Source organism: Companilactobacillus farciminis KCTC 3681 = DSM 20184, from assembly GCF_002706745.1.
GTDB lineage: Bacteria > Bacillota > Bacilli > Lactobacillales > Lactobacillaceae > Companilactobacillus > Companilactobacillus farciminis.
Window position 1 is genome coordinate 466,521 of sequence record NZ_CP017702.1, and the last position, 20,341, is coordinate 486,861.

At 36.1% G+C, this 20,341-nt stretch carries 19 protein-coding genes; all 19 read left to right on the forward strand.

Translation table 11 applies throughout. The features are described from left to right. Window positions 1–2 precede the first annotated feature (2 nt). The 19 genes from LF20184_RS02205 to LF20184_RS02295 all read left to right on the forward strand — a co-directional run bounded on the left by LF20184_RS02205 (window position 3) and on the right by LF20184_RS02295 (window position 20,338). Window positions 3–1,022 (forward strand): acyltransferase, encoded by a 1,020-nt coding sequence (locus LF20184_RS02205; protein WP_010020977.1) that lies wholly within the window; start codon window positions 3–5, stop codon window positions 1,020–1,022. Window positions 1,023–1,143: 121 nt separating this feature from the next. Beyond that, on the forward strand, window positions 1,144–2,520 hold the full coding sequence (locus LF20184_RS02210) for a DUF6056 family protein (protein WP_056945225.1): 1,377 nt from the start codon (window positions 1,144–1,146) through the stop codon (window positions 2,518–2,520). A 276-nt stretch (window positions 2,521–2,796) separates the two neighbouring features. Further along, window positions 2,797–4,269, forward strand: a complete 1,473-nt coding sequence (locus LF20184_RS02215; protein ID WP_133278239.1) for a DUF6056 family protein — start codon at window positions 2,797–2,799, stop codon at window positions 4,267–4,269. Between the two features lie 64 nt (window positions 4,270–4,333). Next, window positions 4,334–4,867, forward strand: a complete 534-nt coding sequence (locus LF20184_RS02220) for a Panacea domain-containing protein (RefSeq protein ID WP_010020972.1) — start codon at window positions 4,334–4,336, stop codon at window positions 4,865–4,867. Next, window positions 4,842–5,504, forward strand: a complete 663-nt coding sequence (locus tag LF20184_RS02225) for a hypothetical protein (RefSeq protein ID WP_010020970.1) — start codon at window positions 4,842–4,844, stop codon at window positions 5,502–5,504. The genes LF20184_RS02220 and LF20184_RS02225 overlap by 26 nt, the downstream gene beginning before the upstream one ends. Window positions 5,505–5,826: 322 nt before the next feature. Then, the gene (locus LF20184_RS02230) at window positions 5,827–6,066 is read left to right on the forward strand and encodes a hypothetical protein (RefSeq protein ID WP_010020969.1); all 240 of its coding nucleotides are present in this window, start codon (window positions 5,827–5,829) and stop codon (window positions 6,064–6,066) included. Window positions 6,067–6,194: 128 nt separating this feature from the next. Next, the gene (locus LF20184_RS13080) at window positions 6,195–7,919 is read left to right on the forward strand and encodes a glycoside hydrolase family 73 protein (RefSeq protein WP_010020968.1); all 1,725 of its coding nucleotides are present in this window, start codon (window positions 6,195–6,197) and stop codon (window positions 7,917–7,919) included. Window positions 7,920–8,024: 105 nt separating this feature from the next. Further along, window positions 8,025–9,581 carry a hypothetical protein gene (locus tag LF20184_RS02240; protein WP_010020967.1) on the forward strand — a complete coding sequence of 519 codons (1,557 nt, stop codon included), beginning with the start codon at window positions 8,025–8,027 and terminating at the stop codon, window positions 9,579–9,581. A gap of 123 nt (window positions 9,582–9,704) precedes the next feature. Continuing rightward, window positions 9,705–10,472 carry a hypothetical protein gene (locus LF20184_RS02245; protein ID WP_056945226.1) on the forward strand — a complete coding sequence of 256 codons (768 nt, stop codon included), beginning with the start codon at window positions 9,705–9,707 and terminating at the stop codon, window positions 10,470–10,472. Window positions 10,473–10,637: 165 nt separating this feature from the next. Further along, on the forward strand, window positions 10,638–11,132 hold the full coding sequence (locus LF20184_RS02250) for a sigma-70 RNA polymerase sigma factor region 4 domain-containing protein (RefSeq protein ID WP_010020965.1): 495 nt from the start codon (window positions 10,638–10,640) through the stop codon (window positions 11,130–11,132). A 125-nt stretch (window positions 11,133–11,257) separates the two neighbouring features. Then, window positions 11,258–12,190: a peptidoglycan recognition protein family protein gene (locus LF20184_RS02255; protein ID WP_235699486.1), complete on the forward strand. Its 933-nt coding sequence runs from the start codon at window positions 11,258–11,260 to the stop codon at window positions 12,188–12,190. A 118-nt stretch (window positions 12,191–12,308) separates the two neighbouring features. Next, window positions 12,309–13,733, forward strand: a complete 1,425-nt coding sequence (locus LF20184_RS02260) for a hypothetical protein (protein WP_148223974.1) — start codon at window positions 12,309–12,311, stop codon at window positions 13,731–13,733. Between the two features lie 14 nt (window positions 13,734–13,747). Then, the gene (locus tag LF20184_RS02265; RefSeq protein WP_010020961.1) at window positions 13,748–14,551 is read left to right on the forward strand and encodes a YdcF family protein; all 804 of its coding nucleotides are present in this window, start codon (window positions 13,748–13,750) and stop codon (window positions 14,549–14,551) included. Between the two features lie 10 nt (window positions 14,552–14,561). After that, window positions 14,562–15,611: an AI-2E family transporter gene (locus LF20184_RS02270; RefSeq protein WP_010020960.1), complete on the forward strand. Its 1,050-nt coding sequence runs from the start codon at window positions 14,562–14,564 to the stop codon at window positions 15,609–15,611. Window positions 15,612–15,684: 73 nt separating this feature from the next. Next, a complete protein-coding gene (locus tag LF20184_RS02275) occupies window positions 15,685–17,148 on the forward strand; it encodes a hypothetical protein (protein ID WP_010020958.1) in 1,464 nt (487 codons plus the stop codon). A gap of 150 nt (window positions 17,149–17,298) precedes the next feature. Next, window positions 17,299–17,988: a 2,3-diphosphoglycerate-dependent phosphoglycerate mutase gene (locus tag LF20184_RS02280; protein WP_010020956.1), complete on the forward strand. Its 690-nt coding sequence runs from the start codon at window positions 17,299–17,301 to the stop codon at window positions 17,986–17,988. A 143-nt stretch (window positions 17,989–18,131) separates the two neighbouring features. Continuing rightward, window positions 18,132–19,154: an Abi-alpha family protein gene (locus LF20184_RS02285; RefSeq protein WP_010020955.1), complete on the forward strand. Its 1,023-nt coding sequence runs from the start codon at window positions 18,132–18,134 to the stop codon at window positions 19,152–19,154. 297 nt (window positions 19,155–19,451) lie between these two features. Then, window positions 19,452–19,844 (forward strand): type II toxin-antitoxin system HicB family antitoxin, encoded by a 393-nt coding sequence (locus LF20184_RS02290; RefSeq protein WP_010020954.1) that lies wholly within the window; start codon window positions 19,452–19,454, stop codon window positions 19,842–19,844. A 149-nt stretch (window positions 19,845–19,993) separates the two neighbouring features. Further along, window positions 19,994–20,338, forward strand: a complete 345-nt coding sequence (locus tag LF20184_RS02295; protein WP_010020953.1) for a type II toxin-antitoxin system MqsR family toxin — start codon at window positions 19,994–19,996, stop codon at window positions 20,336–20,338. Window positions 20,339–20,341 lie beyond the last annotated feature (3 nt).

Sequence of the window (20,341 nt, forward strand, 5' to 3'; positions counted from 1 at the left end):
GTATGAAAAGAAAGCGAATTGTTTATATAGACTTCATCCGAGTTTTGGCAATGTTTCTAGTTGTTTTGGCTCATGCCTGTGCTTCTGAATTAGGACATAAGAGCAATTCAATCGATTGGAATATTGCCCATTCTTTAGTAATTATCACCGAAGTTGCGGTACCGCTGTTTTTTATGATCAGTGGTTCGACAATTTTGAATAGTCCAAAAACTCACAGCATTCGTTATTTATTCAAACATCGTTTGCCGAAGATTTTGATACCATTTATAATTTGGTCGGTTATCACAGCTTATTTTGCCCGCCAAATCGATGGAACTTATACTTACCACAGTTTCATGCATGCAGTTCTGTCAATGTATCATCAACCGGTAATTATCGCTTACTGGTTCATTTATCCATTGATATCATTATACTTGCTGTCACCGCTGTTAAAAGCTATGGTCGATAGTTTGAGCAGTACCGGATTAAATTACTTATTGATTCTATGGTTCATCTTCACGATGATAATGCCGGTAGTCATCCCTGTTTTGCCAGCTGATATCAGATCTTATTTTAAAGTCTACAGTATGAGTAAAATCGTCTTTTCCAGTTATTTGGGTTATTTCTTATTGGGCTACAAACTTTCACAGGAAAAGCATCGCAAAACTAATTGGCTCGTGGGAATTTTGCTTATTTTAATTTTGTTCACAATAAATATTGAAATAGGCTTAATTAATAATCACAGTGTTTGGAAGATTTTGAATATCTTCTCGATTGGTTCAGTACCTTTTATCGCTGGACTGATATTCGTTGTTCTGCGTTCGTTTGAAAACAAGTATCATCACTGGTTCAGCAGATTGATTGAGATTTTAGCGCCGTTGACGTATGGCGTGTACTTGGTTCACGGGTTAGTGATCAATTTAGTTGAACAGTGGTTCGGGAAAAGTGCCTACTTCACTAATTTCTTGTTGGCATCGCTGATTTCTCTAGTCGTGATATTTGTTTTGAGCAAGATTCCTCTAATTAGAAAAATATTATTGTAAAACGTCTATGTTTAAAATGGGCGTTTTTTTGTTGTTTCGTGAATTATAAGGTTGTTCTATACTTGTAACTATGTTGAAGAAAATAAAGGGATTTTTTAGAGGGAAATTTTTTGCACCAATCATGTTTTTAGTGTCATTTTTGTATTTTGGACTATTTAGAGTTCTGATGATTCCTTCCGGAGATGATTATTTCTGGGGCGGGGAACAAGGAGCTTACTTGATTCGTCACATGTTTTATGGGCCACAGGCTATTTATGGAGGAAGTAGCAACGGTCGTTATTTTGGGAATACTTTAGAAATTTTCACGATGCACAGTTTGCCACTAGCAGCTTTTAGTTACGGATTATTTTGGACATTGTTATTGTGGGCAATGTGGAGATTAGCTGGCAGAAGTATTACGGCCTTGTTGTTGTCGTTAGCTTTCGCGTTTACCTTGCAGGGAGCTTTTATCAATAACGTCTTAGCTTGGAACGCCGGTTTCGTTAATTACGTGCCACCAATGGCGTTAGTACTGAGCTATTTAGTTATCGTCGACTATGGACAAAAGAAAGTTTTACCGTGGCTGTTTGCCTTATTGACGCTAGTTTTGGGCTATTCAGCAGGATTATTCACTGAAGCTCTGACGTTGGGACAAATTTGTTTGGCTGTGTTGGTGATCTTGTACTTTAACAAGCGAACTAAGTTGTATCACATCACTTATTTGTTAGGGACAATCGTCTCAGCTATCGTTATGTTTTCTCATCCCGGTTATCACGGAAAGAGTACTTATCGAGGGACTACTTTTGACCCGAAAGTTATTTGGAGTTGGTTCTCCAATGTAACGCATTTTTGGTTGATTACTTTTAACGTGATCTTGTTGGCAGCAATTTTGTTAGCAATTTTGACTTTAGTATTGAAATCAGACTTTTCAAGAGTTAAAAAAATCATTTTATCCATTATTTCAGTAGCGTTTTTGTTTTACTATGCAGTAGCGAATGCAATTTTGAGAACCATCCCCAAGAATGATATGTACGGCTACAATTCAATCAGTCAACCGATTGCAGTTACCGATACTTTAGTCAGCATATTGTTGATAATTTTTATCGGTTATTGCATCTTCATTTTTTACAAGACCGATGCCAAAATGTGGCTCTATTATTTGATGACCGGGGTTATTGCTGGACAATTGTTGTTCGTGTCAGCTCCAGTTAACTGCCGAGGATACTTCTTAACGTATGTCTTCATGTATTTGATTGCAATGCGCTTCGTGGTTGATGCCTTTTCCAAAGTAAAATTGGTCAATTGGGTTATTGCTCTTGTTGTAGTTTTGCTGGGTGCAAGTTATCAATCAATGTTGTACCAAAATCACCAAGTGAACTTAGAGCGAGTCTCTGATCCCGAATTTTATAATGGAAAGAAAGCTCTGACGAAACATGTGCCTTATCGTCAGTTCGTTTGGTCGAATGATTTGTTAAATCAACAGAATCCAACTTACTGGAAGAATTATTTAGGAAAGTAATTTGTTGAAATAAGAATTAGAACCACTATCTAATTCGGAATAGCGAAGAAAATTGGCTCAAATGTGAAATTTCTCTTGGCAATTTATTGCCTAGTGAAAGGTCGAGCTTGAAGACTTTGTCCGAACTTGGGCTTAGCAAAGGCTCCAAGTCGTGCCCACATTGTTCCAGCCAAATTTTCTTCGCTATGGAGGACGGCAGCATTATATTTCGTCAAATTTCTATTTCACGATTTATAAGGTTGTCTTATACTAGTAAATATGTTGAATAAAATAAAATTGTTTTTTAAGGGAAAGTTATTTGCACCATTAGTTTTTTTGCTATCTTTTGTCTATTTTGCAGCCTTTCGCTATTTTATGATTCCTGCCGGGGATGATTACTTTTGGGGAGGAGCTCAAGGGAAGTATTTGATTCTTCACGGTTTTTACGGACCACAAGCTACTTATGGAGGAAGTAGTAACGGTCGATTCTTAGGTAATACCTTGGAGATTTTGTCGATGCACAGTATCACGATTGCCACAGTCAGTTATGGTGTCTTCTTCACGCTCTTGTTGTGGGCGATGTGGAGATTAGCTGGCAAAAGTATCTCATCACTGTTGTTGTCATTGGCGTTTATCTTTACTTTGCAAGGGGCGTATATCAATAACGTCCTCGCTTGGAACGCCGGTTTCGTCAATTACGTGCCACCGATTGCTTTGATTTTGACGTATTTAGTAATTGTTGAGTACGGTCAGAAAAAAGACTTGCATTGGACTTTTGCATTATTAACGTTATTTATCGGTTCAATTGCTGGACTATTCACGGAAACTTTGAATTTGGGACAAGTTTGCTTAGCTGTTCTAGTAATTTTATATTTCCGCAAGAAAACCAAGCTTTATCACGTAACTTATTTTATCGGGACTTTGATTTCAGCAGCGATAATGTTCTTGCATCCTAGTTACCATGAAAAGAGCACTTATCGTTTGACGACCTTTGATCCTGCTGAAATTTGGCGTTTGTACAAGATAATGACTCACTATTGGTTGATCAGTTTCAATCTCGTGTTGTTAGTGGCTATTTTGTTGGCGATTATCACTTTGACTTTGAAGTCTGATTTCTCAAAGCTTCAAAAGACAGTAACAGCTGGAATTTCTGCATTATTCTTGCTTTATTACACTGCCATAACGGTCTATTTTAGAAAGTATCCTAAGGATGATATGTTCACTTTCAATTCAGCCATTTTTCCAAATAAAGTTGCTGTAATGGATTCAGTCATGAGTTTGTTGTTGATAGTCTTTATCGGTTATTGTATTTTTCTATTTTATAAGACCGATGCTAAGATGTGGCTGTATTTCTTAATGACTGGTATCGTTTCTGGTCAATTGTTGTTCGTTGCTTCACCAGTTAACAGTCGTGGCTATTTTGCCGCTTACGTCTTCATGTATTTGATTGCGACAAGATTCGTGATTGATGCGTTTAGCAAGATTAAATTTGTCAATTGGTTGTTGTTGATAGCCGTGTTGTTCATGGGTGTAAGTTTCCAATCGATGATCTACACGAATTACCAAGTCAATTTGGAACGTGTCTCTGATCCACAATTTTATAATGGCAAAGCTGGTTTGACTAAGCATGTGCCTTATCGTCAATTTGTGGGAACTAATGACTTGTTGAATCAACAGAATACGACTTATTGGAAGCACTATGTTGAAGAGGGTAACTATCATTTGCCAATCAAACAGGTGTTCGATATACTGAACCATGAATCAAAGTAAATCGTTAGTAGTTAGAATTTATTTTTGATAAGATTGTAGATGAATTGATGGGAGTGTTTTGACTATGACAAGTGAATATGTATTTGAGAATAAAGAAAATCTTGTTTCATACATTTATCATAAATTATCAGATCCAACACCAATCAAATTGCAAAAAGCAATGTATTTCCTGTGGGCGTTTTATGCAGCCACGTATGGAAATATCGATTATAATCAAGATTCTGAATTTAATTCTGAAGAAAAGTATCCCAGAGAATTGTTTAAACCAGCCTTTGAAGCCTGGAGATATGGTCCCGTAGATAACGATGTCTATAGTTGGGACAAAACAGGTCGTATAGCTGGGTTTGAGAATAAATTTCAGGCTAAGTTTGATGATGAAAATGTCGAAAAAACTAGCCAAGATAGAGAAATTAAGTTGTTTATGGATGATTTGTTAAAGCAGATTGATTCCGTGAATGATTTTGGATTAGTTAACAGATCCCATGAAGATAGTTCGTATAAGAAAGTTTATAAAGATGGATATAATCATATTGAAATGAATCCTGAAGATATAAAGAAGGACTACGTGGGATATGTCAAAAAACAATCTGAGATTTAGTCCAAATTTGGGGATAAAACCTGCCAATGACCTAGAAGTAAGATCCTCACCTAAGCTCATGCAAAGAAAAGATATTAATCCTCTTAATTTACATGATGATGAGCCAAAAGTGATGTTTTTATCTAATTGTGGAATGTCAGTTGATTTGGAGAAATATCATTTCATTAATTATATTTACAAAATGGATTATCCAGCAGTAGATGATTGTTTGAAACAAATAGTTTCTAATCCACAAAAGGTTGCTGAAAAACTGCAAGTTATTAGGTTCCACCAAAGTAATACTGGTAAATTGAATGCGGTTTTAAACGAGTACATGGATAAAGATACTGTGAGTAAAATCAATGAGCATTTGTATGAATCAAAGATAACTTCGCAAAATTTTAAACCTTTTTTTCATGACGGAGCATTTAGAGTATTCGTTATTCATGATTATTTAGAAGATGATGGGAATGTTCTATATATTGTCTTCTATGATCCGTATCATTTGATTTTTCCGGGACGAGAAGAAGTTAAAAATTATTCTTCTGAAAAGAATGCTATGAGTCTTAGTAGAATTTCAATAGATGATAAATATCATTCGAAAGTTCAAGAAGACTTGATAAGAGATTTTGATGGTTTAATTAAAAAGTCTAACTAGCTAGCATTATGCCAGCTGGTTAGGCTTTTTACGTTAATGGATAAAGGTAGAATGCAGAATCTAGTCGGGAGCAAAAGCTCTGTGATGGCTCAGTCGCCAAATTCTACTTAGCAACTTGTTGCTTAGTAGAAGACCCAGCTTTGAAATGCCGCGCACTTGGTCCATGCGGTAGTTCAAAGTGGCGTCGGCAACGTTCCAGCCAATCACAGAGCTTTTGCGGACGACGGCATACTTCATCTATCAATAACAATAAACCATCCCAACAAATCATCCATTTAATGTATAATAAAAGCAGTATTAACTTAAAAGGTGGTAATTTGCAATGCTTGAAAACGTACATGGTATTGTTAAGGTCAACCAAGATGCACGTTATGTTGTTTTCTTGTTTGATACTTATGAAGTGAACCGTAAAATGCTCCAAGACAAATATGTCAAAGGTGAATCAGCTTGGTACACAGATGCTAAAGGTACCGGCGACGATGGCAAAGTATTCTATCGTATCGCTGAGGATGGCGAATGGATCGAAGCCGAATACGTTACTTACGTTGACACCGACGAATAATATTACAAAAGATTTAAATTTACCCTTAAAAGTTTAAAATTTGCCTGATTTCTTAAGGTTTTATTGAAGGCTCTCCCTTTAAATAGTAGGCTAGCGTTAGTTATATTTTTAATTGGAGGGAGACAATTATGAATAAGAAATGGGTTGCCTCTACTGCCTTAGCTAGTATTCTAGCAGCAGTTGGCGTATCATCGAATGCTTCTCCAGTGAATGCTGTCTCAAATGATGATGGAAATCAGGACGACTTAGATCACAAGTCATCGACTGATAAAAAAGACCCCACTGTAGCCAGTGTTTTGGACCAACAGGGGGCTCCTATCAATGAAGATGCAGCAGACGCCATTGAAGCTAATGAGAATTCAGGTTTTAATAGTGTTTTACCAGCTAATGCTGTGGCCGCCGTTACTCAAGCTTCAACTAGTGCCGGAGTGACAAAGGCTCAACAACAGGCTTTTTTGGAGAAAATCGGTCCAGTTGCTCAAGCAGTAGGATCTCAATACAACGTCTATGCATCAGTTATGATGGCACAGGCAATTGTTGAGAGTGCTTGGGGAACTTCGACTTTGTCTAGCCAATATAACAATTACTTTGGTATTAAAGGTGATTACAACGGCTCATACGTCAGCTTTCCAACTTCAGAGTGGAGTGCTGACAAGGGCTATTACACAATTTATGCCAACTTTAGAAAATACCCTAGTGCAACGGAATCCTTTGCCGATAATGGTGCTTTATTGAGGTACGGTATCAGTGGGGCAAGTGATTTTTACAAGGGTACTTGGAAGGAAAATGCTTCCTCTTATAAAGATGCGACGGCTTGGTTGCAAGGACGTTATGCGACAAGTCCAATTTATGCATCAACTTTGAATAAAATAATCGAGACCTATAATTTGACACAATACGATAACGAAGCTAGTACCGGTGGTACTAATGATAATTCAGTTAGTGGTACCAAGACTACGATCGACGATACCGCTACTGTAACCAATCAAAAATCTGCGACAATTTATATCAATGCTAATCCTAATCAAATTGCGGCTAACCGTGCGCTAGATTACAACACCAAATGGCACGTCTCTTCGAAAGTCGTTGCGGCCGACGGAACAGTTTACTATCAAGTAGCTGCTAATGAATACGTCAACGCAAATGATGTTCAATTGGATTCTGAGAAATCTAATCCACAAGTGAAGATATCAGACGCTGCCATCGTGGTTAATAATAGTGGTGCGACTGTTTATAGTGCTGCCAATAAAAAAGCTGCCACGGATCGAGTTTTGCCATATCAATCCAGTTGGATCACGACTGCTTATGTAGTTGACGATGATGGCAATACTTTCTACTTCGTTGGAACTGACGCTTATATTTTGGCCACTGACGCCACTTTGAAGTCACAGCAACCAAATGAAGATTACAAAGACGACCAGATAACATCTTATCCCGATATCGTCCATGTAACAGCTACGCCAAGTGCTAGAGCCTATGATGACAAACACAATGCTTTGGCAGTTAGTTTAGCTAATGGAACCGACTGGAAGATTGATCAAAAATCAGTCCACTCCGACGGCTCAGTTTGGTATCGAGTAGCTACCGATCAATGGGTCAGCGCAAATGACGTTGAAGTTAAAGGTTCTAATTACGTAACTTCAGTTTCTGGTATGGTAAAAATCAACTATATTCCAGGATACGGCGTTAACGTTTATAACAGTCCTGCATCAAACAACAAGTTCACAGGAACACGTTTAGCTGACGGTACGACTTGGCGAGTAACATCCAAACAAATCGTTGATGGACAAACTTGGTACAAAGTCAATGCCGGTTGGGTAAATGGCAAATATTGTATTTATAATGCTGATTAAAAATCAAAAATCATAGTGTAAGCTGAATCAAAAAAGCCTGCACTATGATTTTTTGTTTTTGCTATAATTAGTAGGTTAAAAAGTATTTTGGGTGGGTCGTACAAAATGAGATTAAATAAAACTTTTATACGTGAATGGATATTGCCAATATTGTTTTTGATAATAATTGGCTTTTTTGTAATCGGTTCTTCGCCAGTTTTCAAAACTAATCCGTGGGTCGACAGCAACGCCATGTTAACAATGGGAAAGTCGATGTTACATGGATTAGTGCCATATCGTGACGTTATCGATCAGCGTGGTCCATTGTTGTATGCCTTATTTGCCGTGGGTGCAAGTATTAAGGGGACCAGCTTTTCGGGCGTATTTTTCTTACAATTAGTTAATTTGAGTGTCGTTTATTATTTGGCAAGAAGAATTGCTCAAGATTTGAAGCAAAATGTTATTTCTCCTAAATATGCCGGCTTTATGGGACCACTGGCTTTAGTTGGAACCAGAGCCTTTAGTATGAGTGGAGCACCGGAAGAGTTTGCTTTCACTTCAGTCTTGTACTTGTTGTACGTCTTGAATCACTATCGCCAGCGAGTTGGAGATATTCCACTGAAGACTTATTTTTGGCTAGGATTGAATTTGAGTTTTATTTTTTGGAACAAATATTCCTTGTCTGGGTCATACATCGTCTTCTTCCTGTGGGTGGCTGTCGAGCTGCTCTACAAAAAAGACTTCAAAAAACTCTTTAAAATTATCGGTGCATCACTATTAGGGTTCTTGTTGACGGCGGTTATCGTGGCAATTTATTTTGGATTGCACAATGCTTTTAAAGACTTGATCAACATTTATTTCGTTCAGAATTTGACCTCATATCGGCAAACCAAGCAGAGTTTTCTTGGACAATTCTGGTATTTGTTGTACTTGATGGGAATGCAGCTCAAAACACATTTCATCGTCTTCATCTTCATAATTTGTGGCTGGCTCAAAGCTATCTCTGAAAAGAAACACGTTGTGATTGAAGTGGCAATGTATTTCGGAGCTATATTATTTGTCTGCTTACAGCATTGGCTAGATGATTACTATACTTTGATCTGGATGCCATTTTTTGCGGTAGCGTTGATTCGTTTGTTAAGATTGCAGAAATTAAGAACTGCCGTTTTTGACAAAAAATTATTGGCACCCGTAAAAATCTTGTTGGTAGCCAGTTTAATAATTATGCCATTCGTAAATAATGATAATTTGTATCACTTAGTGGTCAATGGTGAGAAACATTCACTCAACGGCGAGACCCATCAAGCTCAAGAACAATTTTCAAAAATTATGAAATCAGACTACAAGAAGCCCTCACTTTTGATGATTAACGACTTGGATGAAGGATTTTTCTTAGCTACCGATATTTTACCAACGACACCTTTCTGGCAAAAGCTGAATATGAACTACAAACAGCTACCTAAGATGTACTGGTCCTTTGAAAAAAATATGCGTCAAAAAGCTGTTGACTTCGTCATAATTAATGTTCAAGCTCCGCCAACAAGCGACCGCAAAACCGTGCTATTACAGGCTAAAGAGTCGATTGATCCACATTTGCATGACGCTTTACTTTACAATTATAAGGTTAGATCTGTTGCCTCAAATAGTACTAATACTTACTATGTTTTGTTTGAAAAGAAATAGAAATTCGTACCTTCGTAAAAAGTTTGTAAATTCTGCAAGTAAGCACACTAATTTTTTTGGCTTTTGTTATATTGATTTTGTTCCTATTTATTAGGTTCAAAAAAATATAATTGAGGTGTTTACATGGTACATTTACTTGCTTTTAGCAACAAAGAAATTACTAAAGAGAACATTTTGAAATATGAATTTGAACTTTTAAAAGGTCCCACAGATTTTGAAATTGATTATAAATGTGACGCTTTATTAAATGTATCTGATGATAAGCGTTTCAGTGGTAATACTTTGGTTATACACGAAAAATATGGTGCATTTTTGGTGGAAGAAACAACGAAAGAATTAGTTAATAAATTTTATAAGAGAAATGCAGTTGGCTTCGCTTTGTCTAAAGTGTTGGCCAACTTTTTTTCTTTGAAACATTATGTACCGTTTGTGTTTATGTACGTTGTTTACATGCCAATATCTGGAGGTACTCGCAAAAATACCGATTGGATTGGTTTACATTTGATGAATAGTTGTCGCCAAAACAAAAAGGAAGCTTATTTTATTACTACCCAGGGTTTCATTATTAAAGTTACTTTTCCCAAAGGCGATTTGGATAGGCGTGTTCATGATGCTTGTGTGTTATGTGAGAAATGTGTGGCATTTTTTTTACCATTGATTATTGATGGTGGAATTGACGTTAAAGGATGTTCTTTTACCGGATTAGTAGTTAAGTTTGGAAATTGCCATTGCCCTTTACATAATAAGGTCAAATACGGCAATGATCCTCAAATTATTGGATTAATGTTCATTAACTTCATTATTGATCATTTAGGAATTGAGTCCGTTAATCCTGAAGAAGAGAAAAAACATTATCGAAGATTTTTATCGCGATTAAAAAAACATTACTAAAATGAATTGAAAAAACGTCTAAATGGGCGTTTTTATTTTGACTTGAATTTTAAAACGTTGATATAACAGCATTTCAATTTCATTTTGGCAACTAATAATCTTTATTCAGATTCGTTATATTAATTCCACACAAGGCCTTGTGAGTAAAAATAGGAGAACTCACAAATGAATGAATTGGAATTAGGATTTGAAGATGCACTACAAAATCAACGTTTGATCCACGGTGCTTTGAAAAGAGCCCACATTTACACAACTAGGGTCGACTATGAAGATTATTTTCAAGAAGCCATGATAAATTATGCTCAGACTTATCGACAATACGTGCAGAATAACGGCGATATGACGAAGTTTCATAAGTACGTCTTCCAAAAATTAACTTGGCGTCTGATCGATATGCTACGTCAGGAGAAACGTTATTTTGATTTTCACAGTCTTGAAGAGTTTGATTTCCAAAGGGTTCCAGAGGAATCGGTGGCCGAAAAGTTAGACTTTGTGAACTTTTCCAAACTGACGAAACTCGACTGTGCTATATTGCAAGAACATTTCATTGAGGGTCATCCGTTAGTAATATTGGCGAAACGTTATAACCATACTGCAAGGGCTTTAAGATACCGGCGTGACAGTCTTTTGAAAAAATTGCGACATATGAGCGAACATTGAAGTTTACTATCTGATTACAGGTTTATTACTTTTATCAAATTTGTGAAAAAAGTTGTTATAATTTATAACGTTAAGGAAATTAACGGTGGGAAGGAATATTTATTATGGTATCAAAGAAGAAATTTATGACTACTCTTGCTACTTCAGTTGCATTAGCAAGTATTGGTTTTACAACAGTAGGACAAGTAGTTCCACAAATGGGGGCACAAGTTCAAACAGCCCAAGCTGCAACTTCAGCAATCAATGACTTTATTACAAACAACAACATTACGCCAGTTTCAATTACTAACGAAGAAGGTACATTCAGTTACTGGACACCTTATGAAAATGGTGTTGGTAAGCCAGAGGGTGTTGTTATTCATGAAACAGCTACTCCAGGAGCATCTGCTAGAAATGAAGCAACATATTTCAATCGTGAATGGCCAAATATGTACAGTTACGTGCATGCCTTCGTTGATGCTAACGAAATTTTAAACATCAAGAATACTGACTATGCCGTTTGGGGTGCAGGTCCAACTGCCAATGCTAAATTCGTTCAAGTTGAATTGTGTGAAGTAAGTACTACTTACTCATTCGCTAGATCAGTTGCTAACCAAGCTTATTACACAGCTTCTAAGTTGGTTCAATACAACTTGCCATTTACACCAGGCGTTACAGTTATGTCACACAACGACGTATCTAAGAAGTGGGGCGAAACAACTCACACTGATCCTGTTGGCTACTTTGCAAAATGGGGCTACAGCATGGATCAATTCTATGATCTAGTTGGTAAGTATTACAACCAATTGAAGGGTAATACTAATAGTGGTAACACTAACAACGGTGTCAACAATGGCGGCGGTACTGCTAATTCAAACGTTATTACAGTAAACAATACACAAGGTTCATATGTTCCATTGGTAGCTTTCCAAAGCGATGGTACTACTAAGAAGATCACTAACCGTGCTTTAGCTAACAACACTCCATGGTATACTGATCAAACTAAGACTTATCAAGGTTTGACTTATCGTCGTGTTGCTACTAACGAATGGGTCGACCAAGGTTACGTTACAAAATAAATTTATAAAAAACTATTCTAAAAGGCGCGCTGAAATGCGGGTCTTTTTTTGATATCATACTTAATAATAGAAGGTGTTTGGTGTTGTATAATTGTCATATGAGAAAGGCTTAATCGATATGGGAAAAAAATTTTATATTGTTTTGAGTGTGATGTTTCTTTTTTGCGTAATTTTAACTGGGTGCCAAAAAAAGGAAACTAGTAAAATTGTTTCGTCCAACAAGACTTGGTATTTATTTCAGGACCAAGGTGAAAATGACACAGTTTCAATCAAATTTTTAAAAGATCAACGGGCTGAAATCAAAGATATCACGAATATTGACGGCAAAGTTGGAATCAACCGGTTCAATACGCATTTCAACAATCCACAATACGTTTTAGGACGTGATGGCAAGACGATGACTTTTAAAACTGCTAAGCAGGATTTGGTTATAAAACTAGTGAAGACTTATCACGAAAATGTTTATGGTAAGCATATGAAGGGTTACTATGTCCAAGTGGGCAATGAAAATTATAAATTTGCTTATATTACCAAGCGAGACAAGGCCAATATCAGTAAATCTACCAAGCATGAATCCCAATCGATCTCTTACAAACAGATGGCTAATCACATTATCGACGTCAACCAAAACACCAAACCTTTGAGTGCTGACAACAGTTTGATCGGCAATTTCTATTTTTCGACTATTATCGATTATCGCCGAACTGATGGTAATTTGACTATCAATCAAAATGGGACTTATCAAATGACTTTGACCCAGCATTCAGCTCAAAAATTGTCCGATACGACTGATAGCAAGGTCGTTATGATGACAACGGTTGAATCCGGCAATGTCCAGAGTCTCTACGGCAAGATGTATTTGACACCGAAAAATCTCGTGACGATCGACTATTACTATCATGGCCAGAATCAAAACCGTTTGTTGCCAAAAGAAGTTAACCTAAAAGTGAACTCTAAGGCGACCGGCAATCAAATCGATCGGGCAAAGATTCGTATTGAAAATGACAGTAATCAGTTGTACTTGTATTCGAGTGACTTTACCGTCAGAACGCGTGACAACCAAGCCAATACCAAGGCTAATTTGTTAACGAAATCTGATTCAGCACAAACTAGTTTGGAAGATTCCATTACTCAGACAAAAGATTATTATGATCAATATTTGTCAAATCCAATCGCTTCAAACGCTGACTTAATGCAGTTAGTAGCAGCTATTTCGGATAATAATGACAAAAAAGTCGGTAACCTCGGGGTCAATTTTGGCGACCAATATGGTACCAATTTGCAACCAAGCGATTACCAGGGGATTAGCGTCAGTGGCAGTAAGCAGCCTTTGATGCAATATATGTTTTTAGTTTCACCTTCAGCTTATTCAGAAAATGGACCAGCTGTGACAACTACTAAGGGTAAGTTTTTGATCTATGGTTCATTGGATAATAAATTATTTTTGCTAAAACAACCAGACAAGGATTCGACGACCGTCACTTGGACGATGGTTAAAGATTTTCCACTTACCGTGCCTAAATTGAAATTCAGCTTGAATTAAGCTGTGGAGGAAAAATGATTTTTTTAATACTACTGGCAGTAACCGTTGTGGAAATAATGGTTATTTACAAGATAAGGTACGTTTACAGTCGCAAGCCAATTTGGGGAATTGGTATCGTGGCCATTATTATATTTATATTCTATTTAATTTCTAATATTTCATTGAACAAATTTTTAGGCGCTTATACATTCGGACTTGCATCTTTAAATTTGTTCTTTTTATTTGTAATGTTGGTTTACATGTGGCTAATGCATCGCGACCAAAAAAAGGTTAATATGAAACAAGAAGCTGATTTTTTATTAGTCATGGGTAACAAGTGTATGACTGAACGGATTCCGCCGATTTTAGCTAGTCGCTTGAATAAAACGATTGAACTTTTTAAGACATCGGCGAATAAACCGCAAATAATTGTCAGTGGAGGGAGAAACCCACACAGTCTTTCGGATAAATCTGAAGCAGAGATGATGCAAGAATATTTGTTAGAAGCAGGTATTCCAGCAAACCACATTATTGTGGAGAAAAAAGCTATGAATACGATTCAGAATTTGGAGTTTTCTTCTATTAAGATTCATCGCTTCTGGTCTAAAGAGACTCGACCAAGGGTTATCATAGTTACAAGCGATTACCATCTTCCTCGAACGAAGCTGCAAGCTAAGAGGTTAGGTTTTAAAGTTCAGTATGTTTCTGCTAAAACGATGAGCATGTTGAAGTGGCCGGCAATGTTTCGCGAGTTTACGGCGTTATTGTGGTATGACCGTTACGTCATCGCAATAGTCGTTGGGATAGATGTGCTGTATTCGTTGAGTTTGTATATTTGAGGTGCGTTATATGAGTTTGTACGATAAGTTTGTTGAAAATAAGCGCTTGCGACGAGTGGTATTACTAATTATCGTCATCGGCGTATTTTATTTATTCAAAAGTATGATGAGTATGTTTTTGTTAACTTTCATCTTTACTTTTTTGTCGGTCCAATTAGTTCGAACAGTTCAAAAGAAAATTCCCAAAATTAAACCAGTTTGGATCATTGCGCCGACTTATTTGATTATCATTGCGCTATTAGTTTTCGTGATTGCTAATTACGTGCCACAGCTAGTTAATCAGACAGTCAAAATGTTTACTTCTTTGCAGTCGTTTTATGAGAGTGAGGAAGTTCGCTCCAACCCTTATTTGAATGTTATTTATAATTATTTGCAACAGATCAATTTGGATAATCAGATCAAAGTGGCTGTCACTTCTGTCGTCAACTACATCAGTAGCGTGGGGGCAGTTGGCTTCAACATCGTCATATCGTTCTTACTCAGTTTCTTCTACACGAGTCAAGTTGAACAGATGAATTCCTTTGGTCGTCAATTTTTGGATAGCAAATACAGTTGGATCTTTGCTGATTTGCAGTATTATGGTCAAAAATTCGTCAATACTTTTGGAGTTGTTTTAGAAGCTCAATTGATGATTGCGGTCGTCAATACTGCTTTAACAACGATTACTTTGCTATTCATGAGGATGCCAGGAATCATCGCTTTGGCTGCCATGGTCTTCATCTTGTCATTAGTGCCCGTAGCTGGAGTGATTATTTCCTTGGTACCATTGAGTTTCGTGGCTTATTCAGTCGGTGGCATTCGTTACGTTATCTACATTGTCATCATGATTATCGTTATCCACTTGATTGAAACATACTTCTTGAATCCACAATTTATGTCCAGCATGACCCATTTGCCAATCTTCTTTACTTTCATCGTTTTGATTGTTTCGGAAGAATTGCTTGGTACTTGGGGCTTGATTGTTGGTATTCCAATTTTTGTTTTCTTCCTCGATATTTTGGGCGTTCACTCAATCGGTGGTCCCAAAAAGCGCAGAATAAAGTTAAAGAAAACGTTATAATTAAGATTATGCAAGTTTTGTCATATATAATGGAGATAAATGTAGTCAACTGACGTAGATGGGAGATTAAATTATGTCATTTTTCGATAGAAAAAAGAAAGAAAACGATGATAATTATTCTGATCTAAACAATCCTTCATATCAAAATCCTCAACCGGATCAAAATAATTTTGATCAAGCACAAAATCAATACAATGATGCTCAAATGAACAATGGGACGCAATTTGGGGGCAACGATTTTAACCAACCAAGCCAAGCAGCACAACCTGGCAGTAACGATTATTTCTTTGGTCAAAACCAACCACAAATGCAGCCGCAACAATCACAAATGGACCCTAACCAAAATCCACAACCGGGGATGGATAACGGTGAAGAGTGGCAATATACTGAACAAAATTTGCAAAATACTTTGGATCAAAGTGCTGATTTGAAGTCGCAATTACGTAGTCAATTATTGGCTGACCGTAGTTATTGCAATCATATTTTGAGAAATGTCGGTAGCGACCAAGTCGAGGAAAGAAAACAAGCTACTGATAGAATCGACCAAATCAACGCTTCATTGAAGGAATGGTTTGGAACAGATGAAATGGCTAATGAGATTTACTTAGACGCCAATAGTGACTATTACATTTTCACTGATGATTTAGCTGCTAATCCTGATAGCGACACGACAAACATGTGGCAACAACTGACTATGACTATGGCTGACAAAGGTTTGTTGGCTAATGCCATTTCAGTTACTTACAACGATCAAGTTGACGAAGCTTGGATGAATTATCAAAACGCCGGTTTCGTGGATGGCAATGCTTATCTATTGAACATGTACAATGATTTGCAAGGTCGCAATATGAATACTCCTGTAGCACCCGCTGAAATTCCATTCGATGCTGACTATCGTGTTCAACATGTCAGTGATAAGGTCGATAAGATTTTGGATGCTGATGATAAATTGGTTATGGAAGTTTCTAGAAATGCCAATCATCAACTACAAATCATTCGTCACTACAAAGATGGCAGTCAACTATTGAGCCGTGATATTTTTGACGTCAATGGCGTGATCTCAGCTACCCAATTCTATGACCACAGAAATGCCAATAAAGTCGTTCGTGAGAACTTTTATCGTCAAGATGGAACATTGGTCTTGATTAAGAGTTACACAGCTGAGGAGCCTTATATTCAACTATTCAGTGAAGGCAATGTCTTGATCAGTACCTTTGATAATGATGAAGACTTGATTTTCTGGTGGTTGAAGAATCAAGCTCTTAAACAAAGTACTTCGACGATTTTTGTTTCGATTAATTCTGAATATTACAAGAAATTGTTGGAACTCAGAGATTACGGCTTTGAAGTAATTCCAATTATTATGAAACAGAGCGAAAATGCTCAAATAGTTTCTGATTTGATCGAAGGCAAGGACAAAGTTAATGCCGTCTTGGCCGGTTCTGATCAAGTTAATACTTATTTGAACAAGAATTCGAAGAATAAGTTGGATATCACTACTTTAAAGGAATTAGATACACCTATTTATAAAGAATAATCAAACTAAAAATCCTCATTGGAATGCATTGGAACATTCTAGTGAGGATTTTATTTTGCAATTTAGTCAAACTTAATAAAGAAACTTTTTTTTATTGCCAAATTCGTGTAAAATGTACTTTGTTAAAGAAATGAAAAGAGGATCATATAAATGGCAAAATTAGTTTTCATTCGTCACGGACAAAGTGAATGGAATTTATCAAACCAATTTACTGGTTGGGTTGATGTTGACCTTAGTGAAGAAGGTGTAAAGCAAGCTCAAAATGCTGGTAAACTTCTTAAGGAATCTGGCATCCAATTTGACCAAGCTTACACATCAGTATTGACACGTGCTATCAAGACATTGCACTACGCTCTTGAAGGCTGTGACCAACTATGGATTCCTGAAACAAAGACATGGAGACTTAACGAACGTCACTATGGCGCACTTCAAGGTCTTAACAAGAAAGAAACAGCTGAAAAATACGGTGATGAACAAGTTCACATCTGGAGACGTTCATACGATACATTACCTCCACTATTGAAAGAAACTGATGAAGGTTCAGCAGCTAACGATCGTCGTTACGCAAACCTTGACCCAAGAATTATTCCTGGTGGCGAAAACCTTAAAGTTACTTTGGAACGTGTAATTCCTTTCTGGGAAGATGAAATTGCTCCTAAGCTATTAGACGGCAAGAACGTAATCATCGCTGCCCATGGTAACTCACTACGTGCTTTGACTAAGTACATCGAAAACATCTCTGATGCTGACATCATGGACGTTGAAATGACTACTGGTGAACCAGTTGTTTATGACTTGGACGAAAAGTTGAACGTTGTTAACAAGACAAAGCTTAACTAATTTTTGAATTAGTTTGAAATTAAGACTGCACATTGTGTGGTCTTTTTTTATATTTAGATGAGAAAAATTTATTACAGAGAATAATGTATAAATATTTTTTCTCAATATGTCGATTTATACTAAAATTATTAGGAGGTTAAGGCATGTCTTTGAATTTTTTTATACAGAATGCTGTCATACCATTTACTGCAGCTTTAGCGGGAAATTCGGGTGCTAAAGTATTAGATCCAGTTTTAAGAGTCTTTGATAGTTGGTTTTATATTACATTTGGATCAAATATGGAATTGAGGAGACAACAGAAAGAGATAGAGCAAAAGGCAAAATTAGATAACTATGAACTAAATTTGCAAGAAAAGCAAAAAAAATTAAAGCTCGAAAATATAGGAAAATTAAAGAATGAAATAGGATCAGAATTGTTAAAAATTCCAAAGGATAAAATTGTATTACCGGATAAGCAATCTATAGCGATTTTGATGGATAACATACCTAATTATTTGGATGTAGATGGAGTAAGAAAGCTGTTTGCAAAAATGATGGTAGCGAGTGCTAATCAGGATTTTAAATATATTGTTCATCCATCGTTTGTAGAAACAATAAAACAATTAACCCCTCAAGACGTAGATGTGATAAATAAATTGTATACTTGTACAGGATTTTTTATAACGTCGGATCCCAAATATATATCTAAAGAAATGCGCATGGAAGTAGGGATACAACATAAAAAAAAGCCAAAATTTGTAGTTTATAGAGAAAATTTAGAAAAAAATTATAGTATATTAATTGGCGAAGAGTTAGACAAGGTAATAAAGTGTGATATAAATGAATTTGACAGACAAATTATGATTTTAAGCAGATTAGGTATTGTTAGTATAGAACGATTTAATAATAAAACTAAGCTTTCATTTATAAAAACAGATGAATACGATAGAGCATTTAAAAAGGCTTTGTCGAATAGTGATGAATTCATCAATTATAAAAAGGAACTTGATAAATCATTTGAAGATTTGATAGTAACATTTAATCTCAAAATAGTGGAATTTACTGAATTCGGTAGTCAAATAGCTAAGATAATCAATACTGATTTGACGGACTTATTAATTATATCTACGGAAATGAATGATTTTGCTGGAGAGATAATTCCAGTACCAGTGGAAGATGAGATTTGAATTATATGTTTGAGTGTATTTTCACAGAAAAGTCATCATTTTGAATAGTTATGGATTATATAAAAGGCTAACTAAGTTATTAAAGATAAACTAGTTAGCTTTTTATTATTAAGACTGCATATTGTGTGCGGTCTTTTTTTTCTGTAAAAACAATGACTGTGAAAGATAATCCCAAAAACCTTCGTATTTTAGTTGTAAGCATTACAGTTGAATAGTAAGTATTGATGTGTATAATAATTTATGAAGGAAAATTTTGAAAGCAGGTCTTAAATAATGTCGATTATAGGAGGTTACAAAATGCCAGCAAAGAAAAATATTTTAGTTTATCCAGTAATTTTGCACCCAGAAGATCAAGGTTATAGTGTGGAAATACCTGATATTGACAATGGCACTTGGACGCAAGGAGATAATATGAAAGATGCTTTATTAATGGCTCAAGATGCAATTGGCATTATGCTCGATGATAAAACAGAATACCCTAAACCTACTGACTTGGAAGACATTAAAATTAAAGCTAATGACATTAAGACAGTCGTTTATATTGATATGGAAGAATACCATCGCAATAATCCTAAGACGGTTCGCAAAAATGTAACTGTACCAGAGTATTTGGTGGTTTTAGGTAAGAAGAAGAACATCAACTTTTCTGCTGTTTTGACCGAGGCTTTGAAAAATAAATTGGAAATGTAAAAACACATCTCTTATGGATGTGCTTTTTTTGTAAATAAGATTATTCAACGTAATTTAAAATTATAATGAATATTGGATTGTGATATCAATTGATTGCAAAAATGAACTATATTCGTTAGAATAATTTTGAAATAGCGATGGTAAAATCTATGTCTTCTACAACCAGAAATACAATAGTTTTGTTCCTGATAGAAGTTAAGATGGCAATTTCCAATCGTGAAATAGAATGGGTACCGAGGACTTTTGATGGTATTACTCGGTTAGGAATTGACTTACAAGATGCTTTAGAAATAATTCAAGCACCGACACCTAATAATTATTATCGTGGACCTAGTCCGGATTTTAATGGTGATGGTACACGAGTCTGGGAATTTATTTATGAATTAGATGGGATTCCGATTTATATAAAAATAAAATTTCAAGGTAATGAATGCAAGATATTATCTTTCCATAGAAGCACTAAACCGTACTATTTACCTTATTTTAACGATTAAAGG

Bases quoted from the DNA above. Each gene is read 5' to 3' on its own strand.
- LF20184_RS02220 (WP_010020972.1), top strand. From the start codon at position 4,334: ATGACAAGTGAATATGTATTTGAGAATAAAGAAAATCTTGTTTCATAC.
- LF20184_RS02230 (WP_010020969.1), top strand. From the start codon at position 5,827: ATGCTTGAAAACGTACATGGTATTGTTAAGGTCAACCAAGATGCACGT.
- LF20184_RS02260 (WP_148223974.1), top strand. From the start codon at position 12,309: ATGGGAAAAAAATTTTATATTGTTTTGAGTGTGATGTTTCTTTTTTGC.
- LF20184_RS02210 (WP_056945225.1), top strand. From the start codon at position 1,144: ATGTTTTTAGTGTCATTTTTGTATTTTGGACTATTTAGAGTTCTGATG.
- LF20184_RS02275 (WP_010020958.1), top strand. From the start codon at position 15,685: ATGTCATTTTTCGATAGAAAAAAGAAAGAAAACGATGATAATTATTCT.
- LF20184_RS02295 (WP_010020953.1), top strand. From the start codon at position 19,994: ATGTCTTCTACAACCAGAAATACAATAGTTTTGTTCCTGATAGAAGTT.
- LF20184_RS02250 (WP_010020965.1), top strand. From the start codon at position 10,638: ATGAATGAATTGGAATTAGGATTTGAAGATGCACTACAAAATCAACGT.
- LF20184_RS02225 (WP_010020970.1), top strand. From the start codon at position 4,842: ATGTCAAAAAACAATCTGAGATTTAGTCCAAATTTGGGGATAAAACCT.
- LF20184_RS02240 (WP_010020967.1), top strand. From the start codon at position 8,025: ATGAGATTAAATAAAACTTTTATACGTGAATGGATATTGCCAATATTG.
- LF20184_RS02285 (WP_010020955.1), top strand. From the start codon at position 18,132: ATGTCTTTGAATTTTTTTATACAGAATGCTGTCATACCATTTACTGCA.
- LF20184_RS02270 (WP_010020960.1), top strand. From the start codon at position 14,562: ATGAGTTTGTACGATAAGTTTGTTGAAAATAAGCGCTTGCGACGAGTG.
- LF20184_RS02265 (WP_010020961.1), top strand. From the start codon at position 13,748: ATGATTTTTTTAATACTACTGGCAGTAACCGTTGTGGAAATAATGGTT.
- LF20184_RS02280 (WP_010020956.1), top strand. From the start codon at position 17,299: ATGGCAAAATTAGTTTTCATTCGTCACGGACAAAGTGAATGGAATTTA.
- LF20184_RS02205 (WP_010020977.1), top strand. From the start codon at position 3: ATGAAAAGAAAGCGAATTGTTTATATAGACTTCATCCGAGTTTTGGCA.
- LF20184_RS13080 (WP_010020968.1), top strand. From the start codon at position 6,195: ATGAATAAGAAATGGGTTGCCTCTACTGCCTTAGCTAGTATTCTAGCA.
- LF20184_RS02255 (WP_235699486.1), top strand. From the start codon at position 11,258: ATGACTACTCTTGCTACTTCAGTTGCATTAGCAAGTATTGGTTTTACA.
- LF20184_RS02245 (WP_056945226.1), top strand. From the start codon at position 9,705: ATGGTACATTTACTTGCTTTTAGCAACAAAGAAATTACTAAAGAGAAC.
- LF20184_RS02290 (WP_010020954.1), top strand. From the start codon at position 19,452: ATGCCAGCAAAGAAAAATATTTTAGTTTATCCAGTAATTTTGCACCCA.